Raw genomic sequence first — 24882 nt, forward strand, 5'->3', positions numbered from 1 at the left:
AGATTCTCCTTCCTTTTACGCTTTTCCTACTAAAATCGTTCCCAAACGAATATATGTAGCCCCTTCTTCAATTGCAATCGTGTAATCGTTGGACATTCCCATTGATAATTCTTTACATGGCGCATGTAATAACGCTAGCTCCTGCACCTTTGTTTGCAACATACGTAATTCCTTAAAACAGCGTCTGATTTCTTCCTCTTCTTCTGTAAATGGAGCCATCGTCATTAGTCCAACCACTTCAATTTTATCGAATTCTTGCAAACTTTGAATAAAAGAAACAACCTCTTCTATTGCTAATCCTTGCTTCGATTCTTCAGATGAGGTTTTCACTTGAATAAAGCATTTCACTTTCTTATCAGCACGTTTCTGAATTTCTTTCGCCAGGGAAAGACGATCTAACGAATGTAAATAATCAATTTCATTAATGATTTCTTTTACTTTTCTCGTTTGTAATGAGCCAATAAAGTGCCAATTAACTTTTGAACCGAAATGCTCATATTTCTGTAAGAAACCTTCATTTCTATTTTCACCTAAATCGATAATTCCAGTTTCAATTACTTCGTTTGTTTTTTCAATCCCTACAGTTTTTGTCACTGCAACAAGTTTAATATCTTGCAACGAACGTCCAGCTCGAACGCAAGATTCTTTAATAGCTTCGTTTACAATTACTAAATTTTCTTGTACTGTCACTTGCTTCCTTCCTCCTTAAAACCTATGAAACTCAACATTCTTCCTGTCTTACCTTGATCACGACGATGAGAGAAAAATAGTTGCTCTTCACAGCTTGTACAAAGAGATGACATTACAATATGCTCTTCTTTTATGCCTGCTTGTACACATAATATACGATTAATTTCTTTTAAATTAATTGCGTACTGCCCGTCAGAAATTTTTTGATGAGGAACAGCACCGTTAATTACTTTCTGTGCTGCTGTTAATACACGATCATCCACAACATAACAACAAGATCCAATCGACGGTCCAATTGCAACATGAATTTCATCACTTGAAATACCTTCTGCATTCCACTTTTGAATCATTTCCTTTGCAATCTCTTGTACAGTGCCTTTCCATCCAGCATGCGCAAGTCCTATCATACCATGTGATGGTGCATAAAAATAGAGCGGAACACAATCCGCGTAACAAGACGTTAACAGAACATCTTCATTACTCGTATAAATGCCATCTGTTTTTGAAATGCCGTCCTCATATGAATAAACGCCACTTCCTTTTTCCTGTTGCCCTACTTTTTCAACATGATGATCATGAACTTGTTCAGAGCAAATCCAGTTTTCTAATGGTTTTTGTAACTTATTTGCTAAAATGCGTCTGTTTTCATGAACGTTCTCCACGATATCATTCACATGTAATCCTAAATTCATCGCATGAAAGGAGCCCGTACTTATCCCACCATCTTTTGTCGTAAATCCAGCAGTAATGTTTCCAAGTTCTTTCCACGCTTGTAAATACAGTATACCGTCCACATATTTAAATGGTTCTCTCATAATAAAGCGGCTCCTTTTAATTAAAATAACAGAAAAAAGCATGGTACTTCCTGTCTATTTTACCATACTTTTATTTTTTCATAATCCTAACAGAAAAAAAAGAGGAATTTGTAATATTCTTTATGAAATTGTCGGTGTTTGTATTGATTCTGTTACAGTATTAACAGGATCTACTCTTACAAGTATGACATCCTCCCCAATTTTCACAATTTCCTTCCAAGGAATTACAATCTCAACATCTTTTCCAAAAATACCTAGCATACGTGTCTGTTTGGAAATAATAACAGAACAAACTTGCCCTGTGTTCATATCAATTTCAATATCTCCAATATTCCCAATCCTTTTTCCATCTGAAATATTTATAACATCCTTCATCTGTAACTCTGAAATTCGTATCACCATTTTTACCCTCTCCCCCTTATATGACGAATTGGAAGCTGTTTCTCATATTTACAGGAAGCCACCTATACGAAACACCATGCTAGTTTCATTATATGAACACTAATCCCCTACTATGAGCACAAACCATATTACATATAAAAAGGTCTCACCATAATTGGTGAGACCTTATCCTTGAATCGTTTTATTCATTTGTTTAATGGCTGACTTCTCTAAACGTGATACTTGCGCTTGGGAAATCCCAATTTCTTCTGCAACTTCCATCTGTGTCTTTCCTTGGAAGAAACGTTTTCTAATAATCATTTTCTCTCGATCATTTAAACGCTTCATTCCTTCTTTCAATGCTAGTTCTTCAACCCACTGCTCGTCCTTTTGTTTTTCATCACTTAACTGATCCATAACAAAGATAGGATCTCCTCCATCATTATAAATCGGTTCAAATAATGAAACTGGATCTTGAATCGCATCTAAAGCAAATACTATCTCTTCATGAGTTACTTCTAGCACTTTTGCAATATCCATTGCTGTTGGTTCTTTTGAATTTTCTGCAATTAACTTCTCTCTTACTTGCAAAGCTTTATACGCAATATCTCGCAATGAGCGCGATACGCGAATCGGATTATTATCACGCAAATATCTGCGTATTTCCCCAATAATCATCGGCACAGCATACGTTGAAAATTTTACATTTTGGCCTAAATCAAAATTATCAATTGATTTCATAAGTCCGATGCAACCAACTTGGAATAAATCGTCAACATATTCTCCTCTGTTATTAAATCTTTGGATGACGCTCAGTACAAGACGTAAGTTTCCATTCACTAATTTTTCTCTTGCGCTTATCTCTCCACTTTGCATTTCACGAAATAATTTACGCATCTCTTCATTTTTTAATACTGGAAGTTTAGCTGTATCAACACCGCAAATTTCTACTTTGTTTCTCGTCAAAGTGTTCCCTCCTATCGGGAGTTGCTGTACAGTGTAAAGTATTTCCTTTGAAGGGGATTTTATGCATATGGTTTTTTCACTATTTTTCATTTAAATTATCTTTCCTAATACAACTAAATAGAATAAGACCAGCCTACATAACGGCTGGTCTTATTCTTCACACCATTTTATTAAATTCTTTTCGTAATCTTTTTATAATTCTTTTTTCTAAACGCGAAATGTATGACTGTGAAATCCCAAGCATATCCGCCACATCTTTTTGCGTCTTTTCCTCTCCTCCAGCAAGCCCAAACCGAAGTTCCATAATTTGTTTTTCACGATCATTTAATTGGTGTAATGCTTTCATTAAAAGGTGACGATCTACAGTAGCTTCTAAATCTTTTGTAATAATATCATCATCTGTACCTAACACGTCAGACAACAATAGTTCATTCCCATCCCAATCAATGTTTAGCGGTTCATCAAAAGAAACTTCCGAACGATTTTTGTTATTCCGACGTAAATGCATTAAAATTTCATTTTCTATACAACGCGATGCATATGTTGCTAATTTTATTTTCTTTTCTGGATTAAATGTATTTACCGCTTTAATAAGGCCGATTGTTCCTATACTAATTAAATCTTCAATATTTATCCCTGTATTTTCAAACTTTCTTGCTATATATACAACGAGCCTTAAGTTGCGTTCAATAAGTAATGACCTTGCTGCCTGATCTCCTTTTGGCAATTTATTCAAAAGAACTTCCTCTTCTTCTTTCGTTAACGGTGGTGGCAACGCTTCACTTCCACCAATATAATAAATTTCATCGGTCTTAATTCCTAATTTCAGCAATACTTTATACCAAAGGTATACTAAATAAAATTTTAATTTCATCATATTATCCCGCCTCTCATTATTAAGCGATCACCATTTTTTGTGAAATCAACATTTTTGGATGCACAATACATTGATACTCCCCATTAGTAGACAGTTGTTGTGTATTTAATCCAATTAATACTTTGTTTACAACAATAGAACTACCTTCATGATCAACTTGCACACTGTCAGGCTTAATTGCCCACAAAAATTGACTTTCTACTCCTACTGCACGGAAAGGAATTAAACGTAATTTTGTCGCCCAACCAGAATCATTTTCTGGTATTTGAGGAATTTCTGTTTTGGAATAAATTTGTTCTGTTAACCAAGATGGTAAGCAATGTTCTAATGATGAAACATGCATAATCATAACGGGTGTTTTTGTTAATGGGTCGTAAAGTTGGTTCCCACTGTCAATAAGACCTGCCAGTTCTAGTTCTTCTTCGGCTAATTGAATTTTTACTTTTACAATTTGGTCATAGTGTATTTTCGTGACCTCTACGCTTTCAATACGCTTTTTAGAAAAATAATAAATTACCGGAAAACCAAAAATAACAAATAACCAACTAATTGGATCGCCGTAAGAAATTGACTGAGATTGAACCAATCCATTTACCATTTCATTCGTTTGCAAAAAGAAATGAGTTCCAATTAATCCTCCGCCAACCATAAAGGTTACAAAGTAAAAAGTAAAAACAGTTTGTGCATAATTTCTAAATGTTGTAAACCCAAATGCTGTATACACAATAAGTAACGAGTACAGTAGTTTCATAATTGGATGTGTCATCATAGAAGCAAAAGGAGTAAAGGCAAAAATAACAATAGTTGAACCTATAAATGCCCCTAACACAAGCCTCCATCTTTTGATCTTCTTTTTTAACACGGTAGCTGTTAATAAAAGCAAAAGAAAATCAATGCAGGCGTTTAACAACCAAACAACGTCGGCGTAAACAACCAAACAATTCACCTCTTTTTTCAAGTTGAGACTAGTATAATGCATATCCAATAGGAAAGTGTGTCAATTTGCGGAGGTGTTTTTTTGTTATTTTGTGATTTCTAGACATAATCTGTCGGTAAAAAATAAAAGTACAAATTCATAGAATGATATACTCTTATTTTCACCAACAAAATATATTGAAATATACGAAATAAAAAAAGACCTGCTTAGCAGGTCTTTTCCATTTAAAAAACAAAAAAGGAGCATGAAAGCTCCTTTTTTTATCGTCTACGACGGTTACGTAAAAATGCTGGAATATCGATATCATCTGAATCTGAATGACGCTCATGTACAACTGGCTCTTCACGCTTCATTTCACGCTTTACTTCACGTTGTTTTGAAGGTTGAGCTACTGGTTGTTGCTGTTGTTGCGTGTGGTTCGCATTCGGACGAATAATTGGTTTTGGTGGTTGAGTTGCAATGCTATCATCAAAACCAGTTGCAATTACAGTTACAACGATATCATCTTTTAATCCTTCGTTAATAACAGAACCGAAGATCATATTTACTTCTGGATCTGAAGCTGAAGCTACGATATCTGCCGCTTCTTGTACTTCATATAAGCTTAAGTTAGCGCCACCCGTAATGTTCATGATAACACCTTGAGCTCCATCAATAGATGTTTCTAGTAATGGACTAGAAATCGCTTTTTTCGCAGCTTCTGCAGCACGATTTTCCCCGTTACCAGAACCAATACCCATTAAAGCAGAACCTCTATTAGACATAATTGTCTTTACGTCTGCAAAGTCTAAGTTAATTAAACCTGGTGTTGCAATTAAATCCGAAATACCTTGAACACCTTGACGTAATACGTTATCAGCTTCACGGAATGCTTCTAACATTGGCGTATTTTTATCAACAATCTCTAATAAGCGATCATTTGGAATTACAATAAGAGTATCTACATTTTCTTTAAATGCTGCAATACCAGATGCTGCTTGCGTCGCACGCTTACGTCCTTCAAAAGTAAATGGACGTGTTACAACACCAACTGTTAAAGCACCTAATTCTTTTGCAACTTGAGCAACAACTGGAGCTGCACCAGTTCCAGTTCCACCGCCCATACCGGCAGTTACGAAGACCATATCCGCACCACGAAGTGCTTCTTGGATCTGTTCTTTACTTTCTTCTGCAGCTTTTTTCCCTACTTCAGGGTTTGCGCCTGCACCAAGTCCACGCGTTAATTTTCCACCAATTTGCATTTTCGTTTCAGCTTTTGATAGATTTAATGCTTGTGCATCAGTGTTCACAGCGATAAAGTCTACACCTTGTACACCGTGTTCAATCATACGGTTTACAGCATTGTTTCCGCCACCGCCGACACCGATAACTTTTATATTCGCTAATTGATCTTGAGTAGTATCAAACTCTAACATGTCGAAATCCCCCTAGAACCTCATTTTTCGTGTCCAATTTTAATCCCATAAATAACGGAATACACGTTTTACTTTTGACATCATGCGGTCATCATTTTGATTATTATTGTTTTGATTACGAGTTTTTTGTTTTGCAGGTTGCTGTTGTACCGGCGTTGGTGCTGGTGCTGGTACTGGTTCAAAATGCTCTTGCTTTTCCTGCACATTTTTCCCACGTAATTTAGCTTTTTGATAAGAATGTTTAATTAATCCAACTCCACTTGTATATTGGGGCTCACGCACACCAATATAATCAGGAGTTGCTACACGAACATTTTCATGTAAAATATCATATGCAAGGTCAAGAACACCTGGCATAGAAGCAATTCCACCAGTTAGTACATAACCAGAAGCCACTTGCTTTACTCCTAACTTACGCACTTCATCTTGAACAAACATTAAAATTTCCTCTACACGAGCCTCTATTATATCCGATAATTCCAACTGAGAATATTGTTCTGTTTGATCACTTCCCATAATAGGAACCGTAAACATCTCTTCTTCAGATGCTGTATCATAAAAAGCATGTCCATATTTCAACTTAATTTGATCTGCATTTTCTGTTGAAGTTTTCAACCCAATCGCAATATCCTTCGTTATATGGTCTCCACCTAATGGTAATACGCTCGTCGCTTGTAACTCTCCATCTTTAAAAATAGATAAAGTTGTAGATCCTCCCCCCATATCAACAAGGGCTACTCCTCTATTTTTTTCATCTGAAGATATAGCAACTGTTGCAGCCGCTAAAGGTTGAAGACAAATATCAACAATTTCAAGACCTGCTTTTTCTACACAACGAAGTAGGTTATGTAGTAAAGTTCTCGAGCCTGTAATAAGTGTACCTTCCATTTCTAATCTTACACCGATCATCCCGCGTGGATCGTTAATCTCGTCAAGACCGTCTACGATGAACTGTCGAGGTACCACATCAATAAACTCACGTTCTGGAGCAATTGACACAACTTGTGCTGCATCTAGAACGCGTAAGACATCTTCATTCCCGATTTCACGATCTTCATTTGAAACAGCGACTACTCCGTGACAAGGAAGTAGCTGTACCTGGTTTGCATTGACACCTACTACAACTTGCTCAATGTGGATTCCCACCATGCGCTCAGCTTGTTCAATTGCTTTTTTAATTGATCGAACAGTCTCGTCTATATCAACTATCGATCCCTTCTTTAAACCATTTGATTTTACATTTCCAACACCAATAATGTTTAAGCTGTCATTAACCATTTCACCAATGATGACTTTAACATTGGATGTACCGATGTCAAGACTAACATATATTTCATTGCTGTTCATTCTTTGGCACCTCCTTCTTTATTTATACCATACAACTCAATATATGGAACAACAATCGCAACTTTACTATTTATAAGAAAAATATTCAACGTCTTTATACGTTTCCCTTTTTTAACCCTATATTTTTCTTATTTTTATTTAGCATTCAATTAAGAATATCGCAGTAAACTATGAATAACTGCTTATCTTGAAATAATTCTATTTCGAGTGTAAAGTTTACCGCCAAGTATAAGTCTACACTAAGATGTACTCATAGAAAAGTGAAACTTGTACCAATACTAGTATGAATCTAAGAATTTTTACATATTTTTCATCAAATGAACCATTCTTCTAAATTCGTATACATATAATAGAACATTCGTTTCGTTTTTTCTGCTATAATCAACGAAAACTACCATTCTATTCTTTTTTTTCTTCCGCACCTAATTCTTTCGTATATGCACCTACTTCTAAGTCAATTAATACCTTCTTACCTGGCTCAATTGTTTTTAAAATAAGCGGATAGGCTTCCATACGTTTTGCAAAATTTTGAATCGTAGTGCTCACTTCATAACCTTCATTCATATATAAAGTAAGATGATCTTCATTCGCATTCGTTGGTGAATAGCGAATCTCCGAAATAGATTTTAAAATAGCTGGTGTTAATTTTTCTAGTTCAGCGATTAACTCCTTCATTTTCTCTTCTTTAAAAGGTTCGAAAATCGGTGCTGCAACAGGAAGTTTTCCATTAGGTAGTACATCAAGCGTTTTTCCATTTTCTAATAATGGTTGTAATTTTCCCTCTTTATTTATATAACCAATCGTTAAATATTCTTCGATATGAATATCAATCTTGTTTGGAAAACGTTTTTTTACATTTACTGCTTTAATTTCTTTTCGCTTCGTTAAGTTTTCTTCAGCTTTATGTGCTGTCACTCGGAAATAACTTGTATCATATGTCACGCCTGAATCCTTCATTACTTGCTCATCCGTCATATAGTGATTTCCAAACACACTAATCTTTTTTATATTACTAAGCGGAGACCGAAAATAAATTAAAAAGAGCACTAATAAAAATAAAATTGATATGTATAAAATCAATCGATGATTAACATTTTTTTTGTTTTTTTTCTTTTGATTTTTCAATTTTGGTACACGATCTTGTAGTTTAATCACTTTACTATTATTCATGTACGATCCCCCTATGTAACATAAAGAACGGCATGTTCCTCATGCCGTTCTTATCTTCTTATTATAACATAAATGATAATGAGCGGAACGAATAACCGTTATCTTCCAATGATTTCTACTTCTGTATGCATATCTACATCAAATTTATCCTTAATTGTATGTTTTATTAATTCAATTAAGGACAATACATCTTGCGCTGAAGCTCCCCCGGTATTAACAATAAAATTGCCATGCATTTCAGAAATTTGAGCTCCACCAATCCTATAACCACGAAGCCCTGCTTTTTCTACTAAATCTCCTGCAAAATGTGGGATTGGATTCCGAAATACACTTCCTGCACACGGGTGATTCCATGGTTGCGTTTCACGGCGGTAATCTTTATTATTTTGCATGCTACGTACAATTTCTTCACGTTTTCCCGCCTGTAATTGAAACTCCGCCTCTAAAACAATACCAGGACGTTTCGTTTGCAATACAGATGCCCGATAAGAAAACTCCAGTTCTTTATTCATTAACCAGTCAATTGTACCGTCTTCAAACAGAATGAGAGCCTTCGATAATACACTCGATATATCCGATTTATGTGCACCTGCATTCATATATACTGCACCACCGACACTTCCTGGAATACCGCTTGCAAACTCCAATCCAGCTAACCCTTGACGACTAAGTAAAGTTGACAATTTAATAAGAGGATATCCACTACCAACTCTTACCTTATGTTTTTCGACCTCTAAGTGATCTAATCCTTCTCCTAAACGAATAACAACACCTTCTATGCCTTGATCAGATACAAGAAGGTTTGAACCGCGCCCAATTACAGTCCACTTCGTTTTGTATTGCTTTACTAACTGTAATGTTTTTTCAATACCGGCTACATGCTTTGGCACAATTAAAATATCCGCTGGTCCACCTATTTTCATAGTTGTATAACGTGCTAACGACTCATTAACTAAAACACGACCAACGTCTGCTTCTATAAGCTCATTTACTAATTGTTCCATAGACAATCTCCCCCATATTAAGTCTCCTTATGACAATAATATGCAGGGCGTTCGCCTAACGTTATCCCTCTATTTACGGGCAGTACAGCTCCTAAATCAAAATTCGGCGGTAACAAAGAAGTTAGGCGAGAATCGGGATGCCAGTAAACATCCGATTAGTGAAAGGTAATAATCAACGAGAAAGAATCACTCCCCACTGATTAAAGCCTCACTTTATTTTTTTACAAGCTTATTCATTACTTCATACAGCTTATTTGCTGCATCTGGAATACCTAGTTGCTTAGCAGCTAGCTTCATATTTTGTAATGTTTGTGCATCCAATAAAATCTCATCAATATCACGAATAAGCGTTTCAGCTGTTAAATCTTTTTCAAGTAACATTTTTGCCGCTCCTTTATCAACAACTGAACGTGCATTCTTTTCCTGATGATTATTTGTTACGTACGGACTCGGTATTAACACACTTGGTTTTCCTAACGCTGTTAATTCTGCAAGTGTTGTTGCCCCAGCCCTTGAAACAACAAGGTCTACACCAGTTAGTACCTCTGGCATATTATGAATGAACGGCTTAATAATAACATTGTTCGGGTTCCCTTTTTGCTTCACGGCTTCCATCACTTTGTCATAATGTACTTCACCTGTTACATATAGTATTTCGTAGCTTTTGTTCCCAAACTGTTCAATTGCTTCAACGAAGGCATCGTTAATCGGTCTAGCTCCACGACTTCCACCAAATATAAGTACAGACTTTTTAGGAAGAGAAAGCCCAACTGAACGTTTCCCTTTCATTCCATTTTGATCCATTACCTCTGATGCTCGCGGATTACCTGTCATTACCACTTTTGACTCTGGAAAATGCTCTGTAGCTGCTTCAAAACAAACAGCAACTTTATCAACATAACGACTTAAAAATTTGTTCGTTACACCTGGTACACTATTTTGTTCATGTACAATAGTTGGAATACCTAATTTGGCTGCAGCGTATACAACTGGTCCACATACATATCCACCCGTTCCAATTACGATATCCGGATTAAAACGACGAATATATCGTTTACTATCCTGTACACCTTTTAGAAAACGCATTACTGTTTTCACATTATCTAATGATATTTTTCGTTTAAATCCGCTTATAACAATAGATTGAAATGGTATACCTGCTTTTGGAACGATTGTACTCTCTAGTCCATTTTCCGTACCAATATATAAAAATCTTGCTTCTGGATTTAACTTTTTTATTTCTCTAATTAAAGCAAGAGCTGGATAAATATGACCACCAGTACCCCCACCACTCACTAATACACGCACTACTAACTCCTCCGCTTCTCTTTTCTTATTTCCATTATATTTATTTCTATATACATATTGCATTTTTACACACATACGAAAAACCCTGTCTTATAAACAGGGTTTAGTAGCGAGAATGGCGACTTATATTTAATAATACACCTACTGCCATTAACATTAATGTCAAACTTGATCCACCATAACTTAAAAACGGCAAGGTAATACCCGTAACAGGCATCAGTCCTGTTACAACACCAACATTAATCATTACTTGAATCGCAATCATCGCCACAATACCTACTGCTAAAAACGTACCATATAAATCTGGCGCTCCTAATGCGATACGAATCCCGCGCCATAATAATAGACTAAATAATAATAACACAAATGAACCACCAATAAAACCTAATTCCTCGGATAAGATCGCAAATATAAAGTCAGTTTGTGGTTCAGGTAAATAAAGAAATTTTTGTCTACTTTGTCCAAGTCCAAGCCCAAATAATCCACCAGGTCCAATTGCGAGTAATGATTGGATAATTTGAAATCCACTTCCAAGCGGATCTGACCACGGATCTAAATATGATGTAATGCGTTTCATTCGATACGGTGCTGATGCAATTAACCCTACAAATCCTGCTACACCAATCAAACCAAACATTGCAAAGTGAAAGACCCTCGCTCCCGAAATAAATATCATAATGATACATGTCCCAACCATTACCGTTCCTGTCCCAAGGTCTGGCTGTAACATAATCATCCCAAAAGCAAGAAACACAAAACTAAGAGCCGGTAATAAACCACGTTTAAAAGATGTAATCAATTTTTGCCGTTCCGCTAAAAACTTTGCCAAGAAAATAATCATCGCAAACTTCATAAATTCTGACGGTTGAATCGAAAATGCTCCGATCCCAATCCAACTTCGTGCTCCTCCTCGAACAAGACCTACTCCAGGAATAAGAACGAGAATAAGAAGAATGAAGCAAACTAGCAAAATTACTTTTGAATACGTACGCCACACCCAATAATCAATTTTCATAATAAAAAACATAGCTACTACACCAAGACCCGCAAACAGTAATTGTCTTTTTGCAAAAAAGAATGAGTCCCCCATTTTATAAGAGGCCCAAACTGCACTCGCACTATAAACCATAATCATTCCGATTGTCAACAATGAAAGTGTTACGATGATGAGCATAAAATCAGGCGTTTTCTTCATTACCCACAAACACCACCTCTTTAGGCAGAACCTTTTGCCCTATGTAACAAAACATCAGTAGGTGTTAGCCTACTGATGTTTTGATTTACTTTATATAAGTTTATGCACAGCTTGTATAAAAATGTCTCCTCTTTCTTCAAATGTTTTAAATTGATCCCAGCTTGCACACGCTGGAGAAAGAAGAACAACATCACCTTCTTTAGAATGAGCATAAGCTTTCACCACTGCTTCATCTAAAGTATCGACACTTTCAATTAAATCTAATCCCGCTTTTTCTGCCGCTCTTACTAGTTTGGGAGCTGTTTGTCCAAATGTTACAATCGCTTTTACATTTTTGAAATACGGAATTAAATCATCGAATTCATTTCCGCGGTCAAGCCCACCTGCTAGTAACACAATCGGTTGTGTAAACGCAGATAGTGCTTTCTCAGTCGCTAACATATTCGTTGCTTTTGAGTCATTATAAAACTTACGGTTGTTAATCGTTGTTACATATTCTAAACGATGTTTTACACCCGTAAAACGTTTTAACACGACCGTAATTGCTTCATTAGAAGTACCTAATAATTTCGCAATACTCATCGCAGCTAAAATATTTTCTAGATTATGTTGACCAGGTAAAACGATATCGCTTACTTCAACAACTTTTTCACCTTTGAAATAAAGAGCGTTATCTTTTATACACGCGCCATCTTCAATTTCTTTCGTTGTCGAAAACAAGATTTTTTGACCTTTAGTTTCCGCAGATAAAGCCATCACATCTGCATCATCCGCGTTTATTACACTATAATCGTTTTCTGTTTGGTTTTTAAAAACATTTGCTTTTGCTAAACCATATTCCTTCTTCGTCCCATGATAATCTAAGTGGGCTTCAAATAAGTTTAAGAACGCTGCAATTTTAGGTTGGAACGATTCTACTCCCATCAATTGGAACGATGAAAGTTCTGTAACTACAACTTCATTTTCTTTTGCATCCTGTGCTACTTCACAAGCTACAGTTCCTATATTCCCTGCAATAACAGGATGCTTTTGTCCTTCTTTTAACATTTCAAATGTCAGCATTGTTGTCGTCGTTTTACCATTAGATCCTGTAATTCCAACAAATGGCGCTTTTGAAATACGATATGCTAATTCAACTTCCGTAACAATTGGAATTTGCTTTTCTTTCGCAGCAACTAATATTGGATTAGAATACGGGATTCCTGGATTTTTAACGACAAGAGAAATATTTCTCTCTAATAATTCTAAAGGATGGCCACCGCATACAACGTCCATTCCTTTTGCTTGTAATTCTGCAGCAAGTACATTGTCTGCTAAAGGCTTTCCGTCATTTACAATGACATTCGCCCCTAACTTTTGTAACAATGTAGCTGCTGCATAACCACTTTTTGCAATGCCTAATACAAGAATATTCTTATTTTGAAATTCAGTTACAGTTTTCAATTACATCCACACCCCGATATAAATTCCTAACACAGCTAATAAAAATCCTGCAGACCAAAACGTCACAACAACACGCCACTCTGACCAACCACATAATTCATAATGATGGTGTAATGGACTCATTTTAAAGACACGTTTTCCTGTTGTTTTAAATGAAATGACCTGAATAATAACCGATAAAGTTTCCATGACGAATACTCCGCCAATAATTACAAGTAGCAATTCTTGTTTTAATAAAATCGCTACAGCTGCAATGGCTCCACCTAAAGCTAATGAACCTGTATCTCCCATAAACACTTTTGCTGGATTCGCATTGAATACTAAAAATCCAAGTACAGCTCCTACCACTGCCATACAGAATATCGCTACTCCAAATTGCTCTTGTGCCACAGCAATAATACTAAATGCTCCAAATGCAATAGCAGCTGTTCCTGATAATAAACCATCTAAACCGTCAGTTAAGTTAACTGCATTTGATCCACCAATAAGCATAAATAGTACAAGTATAAAATACGCCCAACCTAATTCAAACTTAACATCCGTTCCCGGAATCATGATGTATGTGTGGAACGCTTGCCCTTTTCCAATTAAAAAGAATGCAATAGCAATAACAAGCTGCCCTACTAATTTTTGTTTTGATGTTAAACCAAGATTTCTCTTCTTAACTACCTTTATGTAGTCATCTAAAAATCCGATTAATCCGTAACCAAACGTCACTAATAGTAATAACGAAACCTCTGCACCTAAATAATTAAACTTAATCGCCATAATAAGTGAAGTTACCATCATAGATACGTATATGACGATACCACCCATTGTCGGTGTCCCTGATTTTTTTTGATGTGACTTTGGTCCCTCATCACGAATACTCTGTCCGAACTTTAATTTTCTTAAAAATGGAATAAACAATGGCGAAAGGGCAACAGAAATTAAGAATGCTACCCCAGCCGTTACTAATAAACCTTGCTCAAGCACATGTAGTCCTCCTCTCACGTTGTTACTCTTCGTTGTTTAAACGCCCTGTAATTGCTTCTTTCGCAACTTCTCGATCATCAAAATGATGAACTTCTTTACCAATAATTTGATACGTTTCATGACCCTTACCAGCAATAATAATGATATCATCTGCTTTCACTTTAGTGATTGCATGGTGTATCGCTTCTTTTCTATCAATAATCACTTCATAATTATTTCCACTTGCACCATGTACCATATCATCTAAAATAGCCGCTGGATCTTCACTTCTTGGATTATCTGATGTGTAAATTGCATGAGTTGCATATTTTGTTGCAACACTTGCCATTATCGGTCTCTTCGTTCGGTCCCTATCGCCACCACAACCAACGATACAATACACATCACCTTTTGCAAATTGTTTTGCAGTTTTTAATACATTTTCTAAACTATCCGGCGTATGTGCGTAATCAACAATAACTGTATAATTTTGTCCTCCATCAACAACTTCAAAACGCCCTGGAACCCCAGCTAGTTCCTTTATAACAGCAATGATTGTTTCTAATTTCACACCCGAAACAAGCCCTGCTGCTGTTGCTGCAAGTACGTTATATACATTAAATTTACCTATTAATTTCATCGTAACATTTACACTTTCATACGGTGTGACAAGGGTAAATGTAGTTCCGCCACTCGTCATAACGATATTTTTTGCCATAATGTCACTTGTTGTATCAATACCATATGTTACAACAGTTGCTGCAGTACTTCTCATATACTCTTCTGTTACATTATCATCGCTATTCAGCACAGCGTACTTTTCACGATTATGATTATAACTATTGCCAAGCTGTGCAAATAGTAACCCTTTTGCATGTTTATATTCTTCCATCGTTTTATGATAGTCTAAATGATCTTGTGTTAAGTTCGTAAACACCGCTACATCGTAATCACATCCGTGTACACGACCAAGATCTAACGCATGTGACGAAACTTCCATTACCGTGCTGTCCACACCTTGTTCAACCATTTTTGAAAACGTCTGTTGAAGTGTTAGTGCATCTGGTGTTGTATTTTTCACCTCAAATGTTTCATCACCGATTTTCATATTAATCGTTCCAATTAGCCCTGTTTTATGACCATGTGCTCGCATAATCTCATCCATAATATGCGATGTTGTTGTCTTTCCATTTGTACCTGTAATTCCGATTAAATGTAACTTGTGTGTCGGTTGACCATAAAAATAATCAGCTAAAACCGCTAACGAACGAAAAGTATTTTTCACAAGTACAACTGGAACGTCAACATCAATTGGTCTTTCCGCAACAATAGCAGCCGCTCCTTGTGCCGCTGCTTGCTTAGCAAAATCATGGCTATCAACCGTATATCCTTTCATACATACAAATAAGCTTCCTTCTTTCACTTTACGTGAATCAGCTTCTATAGATGTGATTTCTGGATTTTCTTTTGGAACAACTGGAAAATCATGCAAACATGATAAAAGTGTATGCAACTTCATTTCACTAAACCCTCTCTACATTGTTTATTTATCTTTTTTTCAGTAAGCAACACATTACCTCCTATATAAGGAGGTAAGTGCTACTGGCCTATTTATGACTGAGACACTTATTGTCTCAAGTTAAGTAACTGTTCTATAAAGAACTCACTTCCACCAATTGTACCATAAAACGTACTATGTTACCTTTAATTCCCGAAGTAAATTCTAATTTTTGAGCCTTCTTTTACTTTAGCTCCCGCTTCTGGTGATTGCTTAATTACTTTCTCTCCATCTCCACTTATATCAAGCTGCAAATCGACGAGTTGTGTTTGTAAATCTTTCTTTTTCATTCCAATTAAATTCGGAACTTCCACAGTTGGTGTATCGCCCCATTTATATTCTTTTTCAACTTGTTCTTTTCTCGGTTTCACTCCCATAACAGGAAGCGCATCTCGAAGGATATTCCCGACAATTGGAGCTGCTACCACTCCACCAAACTGTGTAACCCCTTTTGGATTATCAACAGCAACATACACAACAATCTCTGGATCATCCGCTGGAGCAAATCCGATAAAAGATACAATATAATTATTCTCTAAATATTTACCATCTTTCACCTTTTGAGCAGTACCCGTTTTTCCACCTACACGATATCCATCAATATAAGCACCTTTACCAGAACCTTTCGCTACAACATTCTCTAATGCATAACGAACTTTTTCTGAAGTTTCCTTGGAAATAACTTTTCTTTTCTCAACAGGTGTCTTTTTACTAACAACTTGATTATTTTTCGGATCAATAAACTCCTTAGCTATATACGGCTGATACAATGTTCCACCATTTACAGCCGCCGCTACAGCTGCTACTTGTTGAATTGGTGTAACAGAAACCCCTTGGCCGAATGAAGTTGTCGCTTGCTCTACTGGACCAACTTTATCTAAATTAAATAAAATCCCACTGCCTTCACCTTGCAAGTCAATCCCAGTCTTCTGCCCAAAACCAAAATTACGAATGTATTTAAATAATCGGTCTTTACCAAGGCGATCACCAAGTTCAATAAATCCCGGGTTACATGAGTTTTGAACGACTTCTAAAAACGTTTGACTGCCATGACCTCCTGCTTTCCAGCATTTCAATCTAGCTCCACCGACTTCAGCTGCTCCATCATCATAAAACGTATCCTTCTCTAAGTCTACTAAATTTTCATTCAATGCTGCAGCTAGTGTAATGATCTTAAATGTTGAACCAGGCTCATACGTACTCCACACAGGTAGATTTCTGTTATACACTTCTGGAGAGACACTTTGAAAATCCGCTGGATCAAAACTCGGCCGACTAGACATACCTAAAATTTCACCATTTTTAGGATTCATTGCAATTGCAATCATACCGTCTGGATTATAAGTTGACTCCGCAATATTCATTTCTCTTTCCATAATCCTTGTAATACGCGCATCGATTGTTAATCCTAAATTCAAACCGGCTTCTGGCTTTTTGAAATCATCACCAACATTAGGCATCCTTTGTCCTTTCGCATCTGCAAAAAAACGAACATGACCTTTGTCCCCATTTAGCTCTTTATCATAATATTTTTCTAGCCCCATAAGACCTTGGTTATCGCTACCTGCAAAACCTAATACATGTGATAAAAAGTTTCCAAATGGATAGTACCGGATAGAATCCTCTGCGATATACACGCCCTTCAAACTTAATCCTCGTACTTCTTTCGCTTTGTCATGTGATATTTTCCTTCCGCCTTTATCTAACCTTACAATCGATTCTTTTTTTGTAATTCTTTTATAAATCTCATCTTTTTCCACACCTAATACTGCAGCTAACTTCTCTGCAGTCTCTGCTGGTTTTTCAATTTGCCTCGGTACAACAAAGACAGTTGGAGCACTTTTATTCGTGGCAAGTTCCACACCATTTCGGTCTAAAATTTTCCCACGTTCGGGTTCAAAAGTAATATTACGACTCCATGAATCTTTCGCACGATCCGTTAACATATTCCCAAGAAAAAATTGCACATATCCAAGACGAATATCGATAATAGTGAAAATAAGTATACCTGATATAAGTATAAAAATAAGTCGTTTTCTAACTGTTACATTTGATACACGCATATTGGAACAAGCCTCCCTTACGCCTAGCTTGTTCCAATATATGCTTGTACTTATTTAATTAGAACTTCTTCTCTTTTACCATTACGGCTTTTCTGCTTCTTGTTGTGGTTCGAGTGGCGGTACGAGTGTGACACCTAATTCTGTACCAGGTTGTAATAATGTTCCTTCCGCCACACTTTGCTCTGTTACGTATCCTGTACCAGAAGGCTTCAAGTTAAGCTGTAATGTCTTCGCTAAATTCATAACATCACGCAGTGCCCATCCTTGTATATTTGGCATTGTAGGCTTATCTCCTACCAAGAAGACTCGGTCGCCTTTCAATGTTTGTTCAGTTGCTTTTGGTACTTGTTGCTGTACTTTCCCTTCACCTAGTACGATTGGACGAAGTTTTGCTTTATCAATTGCTTTCCCCGCTTCAGCCATCGTTTTACCAGTTACATCTGGAACAGTAGTTTGTTGTTCTTTCAGATGTTTTTTCGGATCTTTCACTTCATTTGGCTTAATCTTTAAATACTCTAAACTATTTTTTGTTACATATTTAAAAATATCAGCTAAAGGCTGTGCACCGTTCTCATCATCTTTTAATTTCGGCTGTTTAACAGCTACATACACAACAAGTTGTGGGTCGTCCATTGGTGCCATACCTAAGAATGAGAATATATAATTCTGTCTTCCTGTCATATAGCCGCCTTTTCCATCCGGAATTTGCGCTGTCCCTGTTTTACCACCAACTGAATATCCATCAATTTTATAAGCTGTCCCTGTACCTTTCGGAGATGTAACAACACGTTCTAATAACTGTCTTACTTGCGCTGCTGTTTCCTTTGTAACAGGTTTTCCTACTTCTTCTGGCTTATGTTCTAATTTTACTTTGTCTGTTATTGGATCTACAATTTTATCAATTGCATAAGGTTTCATCATTTTCCCATCATTTGCAATGGCCGTTGCAGCTTGTACAAGCTGAATTGGTGTTACAGTGGAACCTTGTCCAAAAGCTGTTGTCACTTGTTGTATTTGCTGATCAAATAAAATTGTATTCGATCCTTCACCTGATAAATCAATGTTCGTTTTTTCATCTAATCCAAAACTATGAATATATTTTCGGAAACGTTCTGGACCAAGTTTTTGATCTCCTAAAATTGCAAACGCTACGTTTGAAGAACGCTCTACCCCTTCATCAAACGTGATAGAGCCCCAACCAGCACCACCGTTATGATCTTTTATTTTCCTATTTCCGACTTGATATGTCCCGGACTGATAATAATCTTGCCCTTTGTACACACCTTCATTAATAGCTGCCGCTAACGTGAAAATTTTCATTGTTGATCCAGGTTCAAATGCATTGGCAATTGCGTCATTGAAGAAATATTTAATTTGACGATCATTAGGGTCATAACTAGGTTTAGTAGACATCGCTAATATTTTTCCGGTTTTTGGATCTGCAACAATCCCTATTAAACTTTCTGGCTCATATTGCTTACTTGCTGCTTTCATCGCGTCTTCTAAATAACTTTGGACACGTTGATCAATTGTTAAATAAGCGTTATCTCCATTTTTAGGTGCCTTTACATTAACTTTTCCACCATCAAGGGATACACCTTTACGATCACCTGTATACGCTACTTCTCCATTAGAAGCACTTAAGTATTTATCCAAGCTTTTTTCTATGCCAAATTGACCTACCGAGGTTCCATTCTCATTTGGTTTTGCATGACCTATAACGTAAGATGCAAAATCACCGTTTGGATACACCCTTGCATTTTCTGTAATAAAAGATATTCCCGGCAATTTCAACGCTTCTATTTGTTCCTTCTTTTCTTTCGTCAAATCCTTGCCTAACGTTCCAAATTCGACTTGACTTCTACCTTCCTTATTTAAAGAAGCTAAAATATCCTCTTCGCCTTTTCCAAGTACTCCTGCAATTTTCTTTGCAGTATCTTCTTTATTCTCAACAGAGTTAGCACCTTTTAGCGCAGCTACTATTTTATAAGAGTTTGCGTCTTGTGCTAACACATGACCGTTTTGATCATAGATGGTTCCTCGGTTCGCTTCAAGAACTCCTTTTTTACTATGCTTTTGTTTAGCAAGTGCATCTAAATCCTGATTATGAACTGTTCCTGTTGATTGTATGTAAAAAAATCGGGCTAATAACAGCAAAAAGAGCAGGAGGAAAAATATCATAAAATAACCTGCTCCCTTATTGGTATGAAATTTAGTCATATTCTTCTTCATCGTTCCTTCACACCTATTGCCTTATTTGAGGCCTTTCACATTATTCGCATTAATTTCTAGCCCATGTTTTTTTGCAACTTCAGCGATTCGTTCATAGCGACTTAACTTCTCTACTTCAGCTTGTAATTCTTGATTTTCTTTTTGCTGCTGTACAATTTTTTCTTCTATCGTCGCTGCTTCTACATTAACTTGATAAAGGCCTGCTTTATTTCCAATAAACGCGACACAGGCATACAATAAAAAGCCAATAAACGCTACATACAACAGTTTTTCGATTCTTGTAATTTTCGCTTTAACCTTCGGCTTAGCCATCTGCTGTGGGGGCGTTTGAATTTGCACCTCTTCTTGCGCTTGTTGTTTGTACTTTACAGCTAAATTAGTCATACCTCTCTCTCCCTTTTATCGTTTTTCAGCGATTCTCAACTTCGCAGAACGCGCACGATTATTTTCTTCTAGCTCTATATCAGAAGGTAAAATCGGTTTTCTTGTAATAAGCTTTAATTTCGGCTTAAATTCATCAGGAATAATCGGTAATCCTGGTGGCAATTGTGGCGTTGTACTATTTCGCTTAAACGTTGTTTTACAAATACGATCTTCCAATGAATGGAATGTTATAACACTAACCCTTCCACCTGGCTTAACCATCTCAATAGCAGATTCCAATGCTTCTTCAAATACTTTTAATTCATCATTTACAGCTATACGAATTGCCTGAAACACCCGCTTAGCAGGATGCCCACCAGTTCTACGAGCAGGAGCCGGAATACCTTCTTTAATTAGCTCTACTAATTCTCCTGTCGTTTCAATAGCTTTATTCTCACGATAAGCTTCAATTTTTCTTGCAATTTGTTTTGAAAATTTCTCTTCACCGTATTGGAAGAAAATCCTTACAAGTTGTTCATATGACCAGCTATTTACAACATCATATGCCGTTAATGGGGCATCTTGATCCATCCGCATATCTAACGGTGCATCATGATGATAACTAAAGCCTCGCTCTGGTGTATCTAATTGTGGGGATGAAACACCTAAATCAAATAAAATACCGTCTACTTCTGTTATACCTATTTCTTGCAGTTTTTCAGCTAAATAACGGAAGTTACTCTTTACTGTTATAAACTGTTCACCGTATGAAGAGAACTTTTCTTTCGCGTTTTGAATCGCTATCTCATCTTGATCAAACGCTATTAATTTTCCACCTTCAGTTAATTGGGATAATAAATAAGAACTATGTCCTCCTCCCCCCAGTGTACAATCTACATATGTACCATCTGGCTTTATATCTAAGCCGTCTACTGTTTCCTTTAAAAGCACTGTTACGTGTTTAAACATTGTTGCACCTACTCTTTTTCCAATTAATTATGTTGAATGTATCCCTTCCTCTAAGCACATATTTCACGCTTAGAGAATGAAATAATACGAAAGAACGACTCATTTAACTTACCAACAAAGGCAACATACTATACAAATCGCTATTTTCTTTTATTATATACTAAATTTTATCATCTTTTGCGGGAATTTAAATAAAAAACTGTCGAAAAAGCGAATAATACGTTTACATTTTGTGCTATTTTGTCATATATTTAAGTATCCAACACAATTACCATATCCAACACTTTTTTTGATTGATAATTCAGAAAAAAATCACTTCACAGTAAATTCAACGGAATAAAAATAAAATCCTGCTCCAAAGAGCAAGATTTTATAGTTTTATAACATGATGTTTTCCGTCCCAAGAAAAAGGGTTTTCCATTACACGATCAACGAAATCCAAACCAAACTGATTTAAATAATAACATACATTCCACACACGTTCTTGCGGCGCACCTAATGGACGAAGTGCGAATTGTATACGGCGGAATTTATTTAGCTCAACCTCATACTTTTTCTCAACATTTCTTTTCAACATTCTTTCCAGCAGTTCAATTTGTTCATTAATTTTCAATTCGTTTTTCCCTGCAAACGCACCTAATCCTGGCTCTATTTTCTTTACAAATTGCTGTAAAGATATATGAATATCGGCAATTTCTTTTTTCGCCTTTTCAAAATGATCATCAATCGGTTCCTCTACTCGATTAGACAACCAGTTTTCACGCAGTTTATCGACATCATTTAAAAACGGATCACTTTCTCTCAATTGCAGATCGAATAAATCTGTCGCTATATCTCTCTCCACATAAGTAATTGTAAGACGAGGAACGACAGGTGGCATTTGAAAACCGACAGTATGGAATACTTGTTGTAATTCACTCCAATAAGCTAATTCCCCTGGACCTCCAATAAATGCGAGCGTAGGAAATACATACTCTTGCATAAGAGGACGCGTTACAACATTATTACTAAAACGTGCCGGATTTCTCTCCATTTCTTCAATCAACTCTTCATATGAAAAGGAATGCGCCCCATCCTTTCCAACAAACTTACCTTGATGCTCTTCAAGCAATACTCGTTCATTATCTATTTCCATGAATATATGCACTGCATGAGACTTCGTTTCAATAATCGGTTTGTATCCTAGTTCTTTAATTACTTCCTGCTGATTACGAAGCCCCTCTTGCACCTCTTTATACTTACTTATAATTCGCTTAAAAAATGGAATTTCTAACTTTCTTAATTCAGGATGATGTGAATCAACAAGGATTAAACCAGAATTAGCAAAGATTTTCGTAATAAGATGAGCAAAGAAATCTACATACGTATTCGATTTTTTCAAAGCATCATCAACAAATTTTAATACATCCTTTGTAAAATTTGTTTCTGGGTATGTTTTAAAAATCTCTTCAATCCAACTTCTACAATCTTCAACAGAAAGTTCAGACTCAGAAGCACTCGCCTTTTTCGGATTACGATCATAAAAAATAGTTTTTTTCATCTTTTTATTTTTCGCTACAAAAGTATGGTTAATCTCATCCATATCATGATCTTCACCCGCAATCCAGAAGACAGGGACAACTTTAACTCCTAAACTTTCTTCCTTTTCCTTTGCAAGCTGTAAAATTGAAATAACTTTATGAATTGTATAAAGCGGTCCAGTTAATAACCCCGCTTGTTGTCCAGCTATAACAACATATGTATTTTCATCTCCAAGCGCTTTTACATTTTGAAGTGTAGATTCTCCCGCTTGTAATTTTGTATTATATTCTAATAAATGCGCTACTAAATCTTGGCGGAAAAACTCCCTTTCACGCAAATCATGTAAACGTTGTTTAAAAGCATCTTCTGTTAACATATAATCAAAACATGACTGTATCTCTTTTTTACCGTTCATATAGTCCGCTACAACACCTTGTTGCGGAACAGAGATTTCTTTTATCTCCATATAATTCTTCCTTTCGTATCCAGTTCTCTCACCAATCCACATTGTAGTCAATGTTTCACTTAAAAGCAAAGAATAACACTTATACTCTTGTTTCTAACCCCTTTATTGCATCGAACAAAAATTGAAGTATCGGAACTGGTCGTTGCTGTTTCTTAGCCTCTTCTAATACATACCCAACAATCGCATTAATTTCCGTCTGTCTATTCGCTCTTACATCCGCTAACATAGAGGATGTATTACGAGACGTTCCTTCACACACATTTCGTACCATTTGCCATACCATTTCTTTTTCTCCTCTAATAAGAAATGCGACCTCCTGAAACACTTGCTCCATCATTTGATAAAAAAAACGATTCGTGATTAATTCACCATTCTTAACTCCCAATAACGCTGTCAACGGATTGATACATACATTTACTACTAATTTTTTGCGCATAATCTCTTCCCAATCTGTTTCTATTTGAACTGGAAAATAAGCAACCGGAAAAGAATGAAATATTTTTTTAAAATGTATAGATTGGCCACAAACCACTCCAAATCTCGTTACACCTACTCCAGTATGATGAACGATGTGCCCTCCCTCTTTTTTCGCACCATGTTCTACAATACCAACAGCTATATTTTCACTCCCTATTTGCAGCATCTTTGGAAGATGCGACATTCCGTTTTGCAAAAAGATTAATGATGATGCACCTTCCACAAACGGTAGTATGTCATCTATATGATATTGCTTCACAGCAATAAATATATAATCTAAATTTTGCGCTACCATACTTTCTATCGGTAAAACAGCTGGATATACTGTTTCACATCTTCCATCTCTAATACAAGTTACACCTGTTTCATTTAACTCTTCAGCTTGCTTAGCTGTTCTTGTAAACAACGTAACATCTTGGTTACTTTTTTGTAAATAAAATGTATACAATAGACCAATAGCACCTGGTCCGACAATTCCAATTTTCATTTTCACACAAGGGATTCACATTAAGCGCCCTTGCCTCCCCCCTTTTTTATATCTTTTTAAAGTACATAAGCACACCCTATAATTTCGTTGTCCTCTGCCAAACAAATACACTCTCACTTTTCACTATGTATATACTGCCTATTAATACGCTTATACTCTTAGTTTAGCAAATCCTCAAAAAAATAATAAAAGAAATATACTATCTTCTTCATAAAAATAAAAAAATGAGTTATACTATTATTAT

General features: G+C 36.2%; 21 protein-coding genes. All 21 read right to left on the minus strand.

Features of this window, described 5'->3' with window-relative positions:
• Nucleotides 1–15: 15 nt before the first annotated feature.
• Complete coding sequence (locus OXT04_RS06895; protein WP_097822641.1) at nucleotides 16–690, minus strand: YggS family pyridoxal phosphate-dependent enzyme; 675 nt, start codon at nucleotides 688–690, stop codon at nucleotides 16–18.
• A complete protein-coding gene (pgeF, locus tag OXT04_RS06900; RefSeq protein WP_001209012.1) occupies nucleotides 687–1505 on the minus strand; it encodes a peptidoglycan editing factor PgeF in 819 nt (272 codons plus the stop codon). Before pgeF ends, OXT04_RS06895 begins: the two co-directional genes overlap by 4 nt.
• 120 nt (nucleotides 1506–1625) lie before the next feature.
• Nucleotides 1626–1907, minus strand: a complete 282-nt coding sequence (locus OXT04_RS06905) for a YlmC/YmxH family sporulation protein (protein ID WP_000236749.1) — start codon at nucleotides 1905–1907, stop codon at nucleotides 1626–1628.
• A 165-nt stretch (nucleotides 1908–2072) separates the two neighbouring features.
• A complete protein-coding gene (gene sigG, locus OXT04_RS06910) occupies nucleotides 2073–2852 on the minus strand; it encodes an RNA polymerase sporulation sigma factor SigG (RefSeq protein WP_000197755.1) in 780 nt (259 codons plus the stop codon).
• Between the two features lie 157 nt (nucleotides 2853–3009).
• Nucleotides 3010–3729, minus strand: a complete 720-nt coding sequence (gene sigE, locus OXT04_RS06915; RefSeq protein ID WP_000976948.1) for an RNA polymerase sporulation sigma factor SigE — start codon at nucleotides 3727–3729, stop codon at nucleotides 3010–3012.
• Between the two features lie 19 nt (nucleotides 3730–3748).
• A complete protein-coding gene (spoIIGA, locus tag OXT04_RS06920) occupies nucleotides 3749–4666 on the minus strand; it encodes a sigma-E processing peptidase SpoIIGA (protein ID WP_000261975.1) in 918 nt (305 codons plus the stop codon).
• A 260-nt stretch (nucleotides 4667–4926) separates the two neighbouring features.
• The gene (ftsZ, locus tag OXT04_RS06925; RefSeq protein ID WP_000888984.1) at nucleotides 4927–6081 is read right to left on the minus strand and encodes a cell division protein FtsZ; all 1155 of its coding nucleotides are present in this window, start codon (nucleotides 6079–6081) and stop codon (nucleotides 4927–4929) included.
• A 39-nt stretch (nucleotides 6082–6120) separates the two neighbouring features.
• Nucleotides 6121–7428, minus strand: coding sequence for a cell division protein FtsA (gene ftsA / locus OXT04_RS06930; protein WP_001087557.1), 1308 nt, complete (start codon nucleotides 7426–7428; stop codon nucleotides 6121–6123).
• 399 nt (nucleotides 7429–7827) lie between these two features.
• On the minus strand, nucleotides 7828–8598 hold the full coding sequence (gene divIB / locus OXT04_RS06935) for a cell division protein DivIB (protein ID WP_001065789.1): 771 nt from the start codon (nucleotides 8596–8598) through the stop codon (nucleotides 7828–7830).
• A gap of 98 nt (nucleotides 8599–8696) precedes the next feature.
• Entirely contained in the window at nucleotides 8697–9602 is a 906-nt protein-coding gene (gene murB, locus OXT04_RS06940; protein ID WP_000437027.1) for a UDP-N-acetylmuramate dehydrogenase, read from the minus strand.
• 213 nt (nucleotides 9603–9815) lie between these two features.
• Entirely contained in the window at nucleotides 9816–10910 is a 1095-nt protein-coding gene (gene murG / locus OXT04_RS06945; RefSeq protein WP_024927913.1) for an undecaprenyldiphospho-muramoylpentapeptide beta-N-acetylglucosaminyltransferase, read from the minus strand.
• A gap of 103 nt (nucleotides 10911–11013) precedes the next feature.
• Nucleotides 11014–12105 carry a stage V sporulation protein E gene (spoVE, locus tag OXT04_RS06950; protein WP_000753524.1) on the minus strand — a complete coding sequence of 364 codons (1092 nt, stop codon included), beginning with the start codon at nucleotides 12103–12105 and terminating at the stop codon, nucleotides 11014–11016.
• A 90-nt stretch (nucleotides 12106–12195) separates the two neighbouring features.
• Nucleotides 12196–13548 carry a UDP-N-acetylmuramoyl-L-alanine--D-glutamate ligase gene (gene murD / locus OXT04_RS06955; protein WP_267414058.1) on the minus strand — a complete coding sequence of 451 codons (1353 nt, stop codon included), beginning with the start codon at nucleotides 13546–13548 and terminating at the stop codon, nucleotides 12196–12198.
• Nucleotides 13549–14523 carry a phospho-N-acetylmuramoyl-pentapeptide-transferase gene (mraY, locus tag OXT04_RS06960; RefSeq protein WP_097822639.1) on the minus strand — a complete coding sequence of 325 codons (975 nt, stop codon included), beginning with the start codon at nucleotides 14521–14523 and terminating at the stop codon, nucleotides 13549–13551.
• Nucleotides 14524–14545: 22 nt separating this feature from the next.
• On the minus strand, nucleotides 14546–16021 hold the full coding sequence (gene murE / locus OXT04_RS06965) for a UDP-N-acetylmuramoyl-L-alanyl-D-glutamate--2,6-diaminopimelate ligase (protein WP_000766289.1): 1476 nt from the start codon (nucleotides 16019–16021) through the stop codon (nucleotides 14546–14548).
• Between the two features lie 185 nt (nucleotides 16022–16206).
• The gene (locus tag OXT04_RS06970) at nucleotides 16207–18123 is read right to left on the minus strand and encodes a stage V sporulation protein D (protein ID WP_001266235.1); all 1917 of its coding nucleotides are present in this window, start codon (nucleotides 18121–18123) and stop codon (nucleotides 16207–16209) included.
• A gap of 81 nt (nucleotides 18124–18204) precedes the next feature.
• On the minus strand, nucleotides 18205–20355 hold the full coding sequence (locus tag OXT04_RS06975) for a penicillin-binding protein (RefSeq protein ID WP_000739955.1): 2151 nt from the start codon (nucleotides 20353–20355) through the stop codon (nucleotides 18205–18207).
• Nucleotides 20356–20376: 21 nt separating this feature from the next.
• Nucleotides 20377–20739 (minus strand): cell division protein FtsL, encoded by a 363-nt coding sequence (gene ftsL, locus OXT04_RS06980; protein WP_000182804.1) that lies wholly within the window; start codon nucleotides 20737–20739, stop codon nucleotides 20377–20379.
• 15 nt (nucleotides 20740–20754) lie between these two features.
• Nucleotides 20755–21687, minus strand: coding sequence for a 16S rRNA (cytosine(1402)-N(4))-methyltransferase RsmH (gene rsmH / locus OXT04_RS06985; RefSeq protein WP_000472508.1), 933 nt, complete (start codon nucleotides 21685–21687; stop codon nucleotides 20755–20757).
• A 370-nt stretch (nucleotides 21688–22057) separates the two neighbouring features.
• Entirely contained in the window at nucleotides 22058–23674 is a 1617-nt protein-coding gene (gene bshC / locus OXT04_RS06990) for a bacillithiol biosynthesis cysteine-adding enzyme BshC (RefSeq protein ID WP_000403041.1), read from the minus strand.
• Nucleotides 23675–23753: 79 nt separating this feature from the next.
• Complete coding sequence (gene panE / locus OXT04_RS06995; RefSeq protein WP_002094123.1) at nucleotides 23754–24638, minus strand: 2-dehydropantoate 2-reductase; 885 nt, start codon at nucleotides 24636–24638, stop codon at nucleotides 23754–23756.
• Between the last annotated feature and the right edge of the window lie 244 nt (nucleotides 24639–24882).

The sequence above is a fragment of the Bacillus sp. GC_Bacil_1 genome, assembly GCF_026540675.1.
Taxonomy (GTDB): Bacteria; Bacillota; Bacilli; order Bacillales; family Bacillaceae_G; genus Bacillus_A; species Bacillus_A cereus.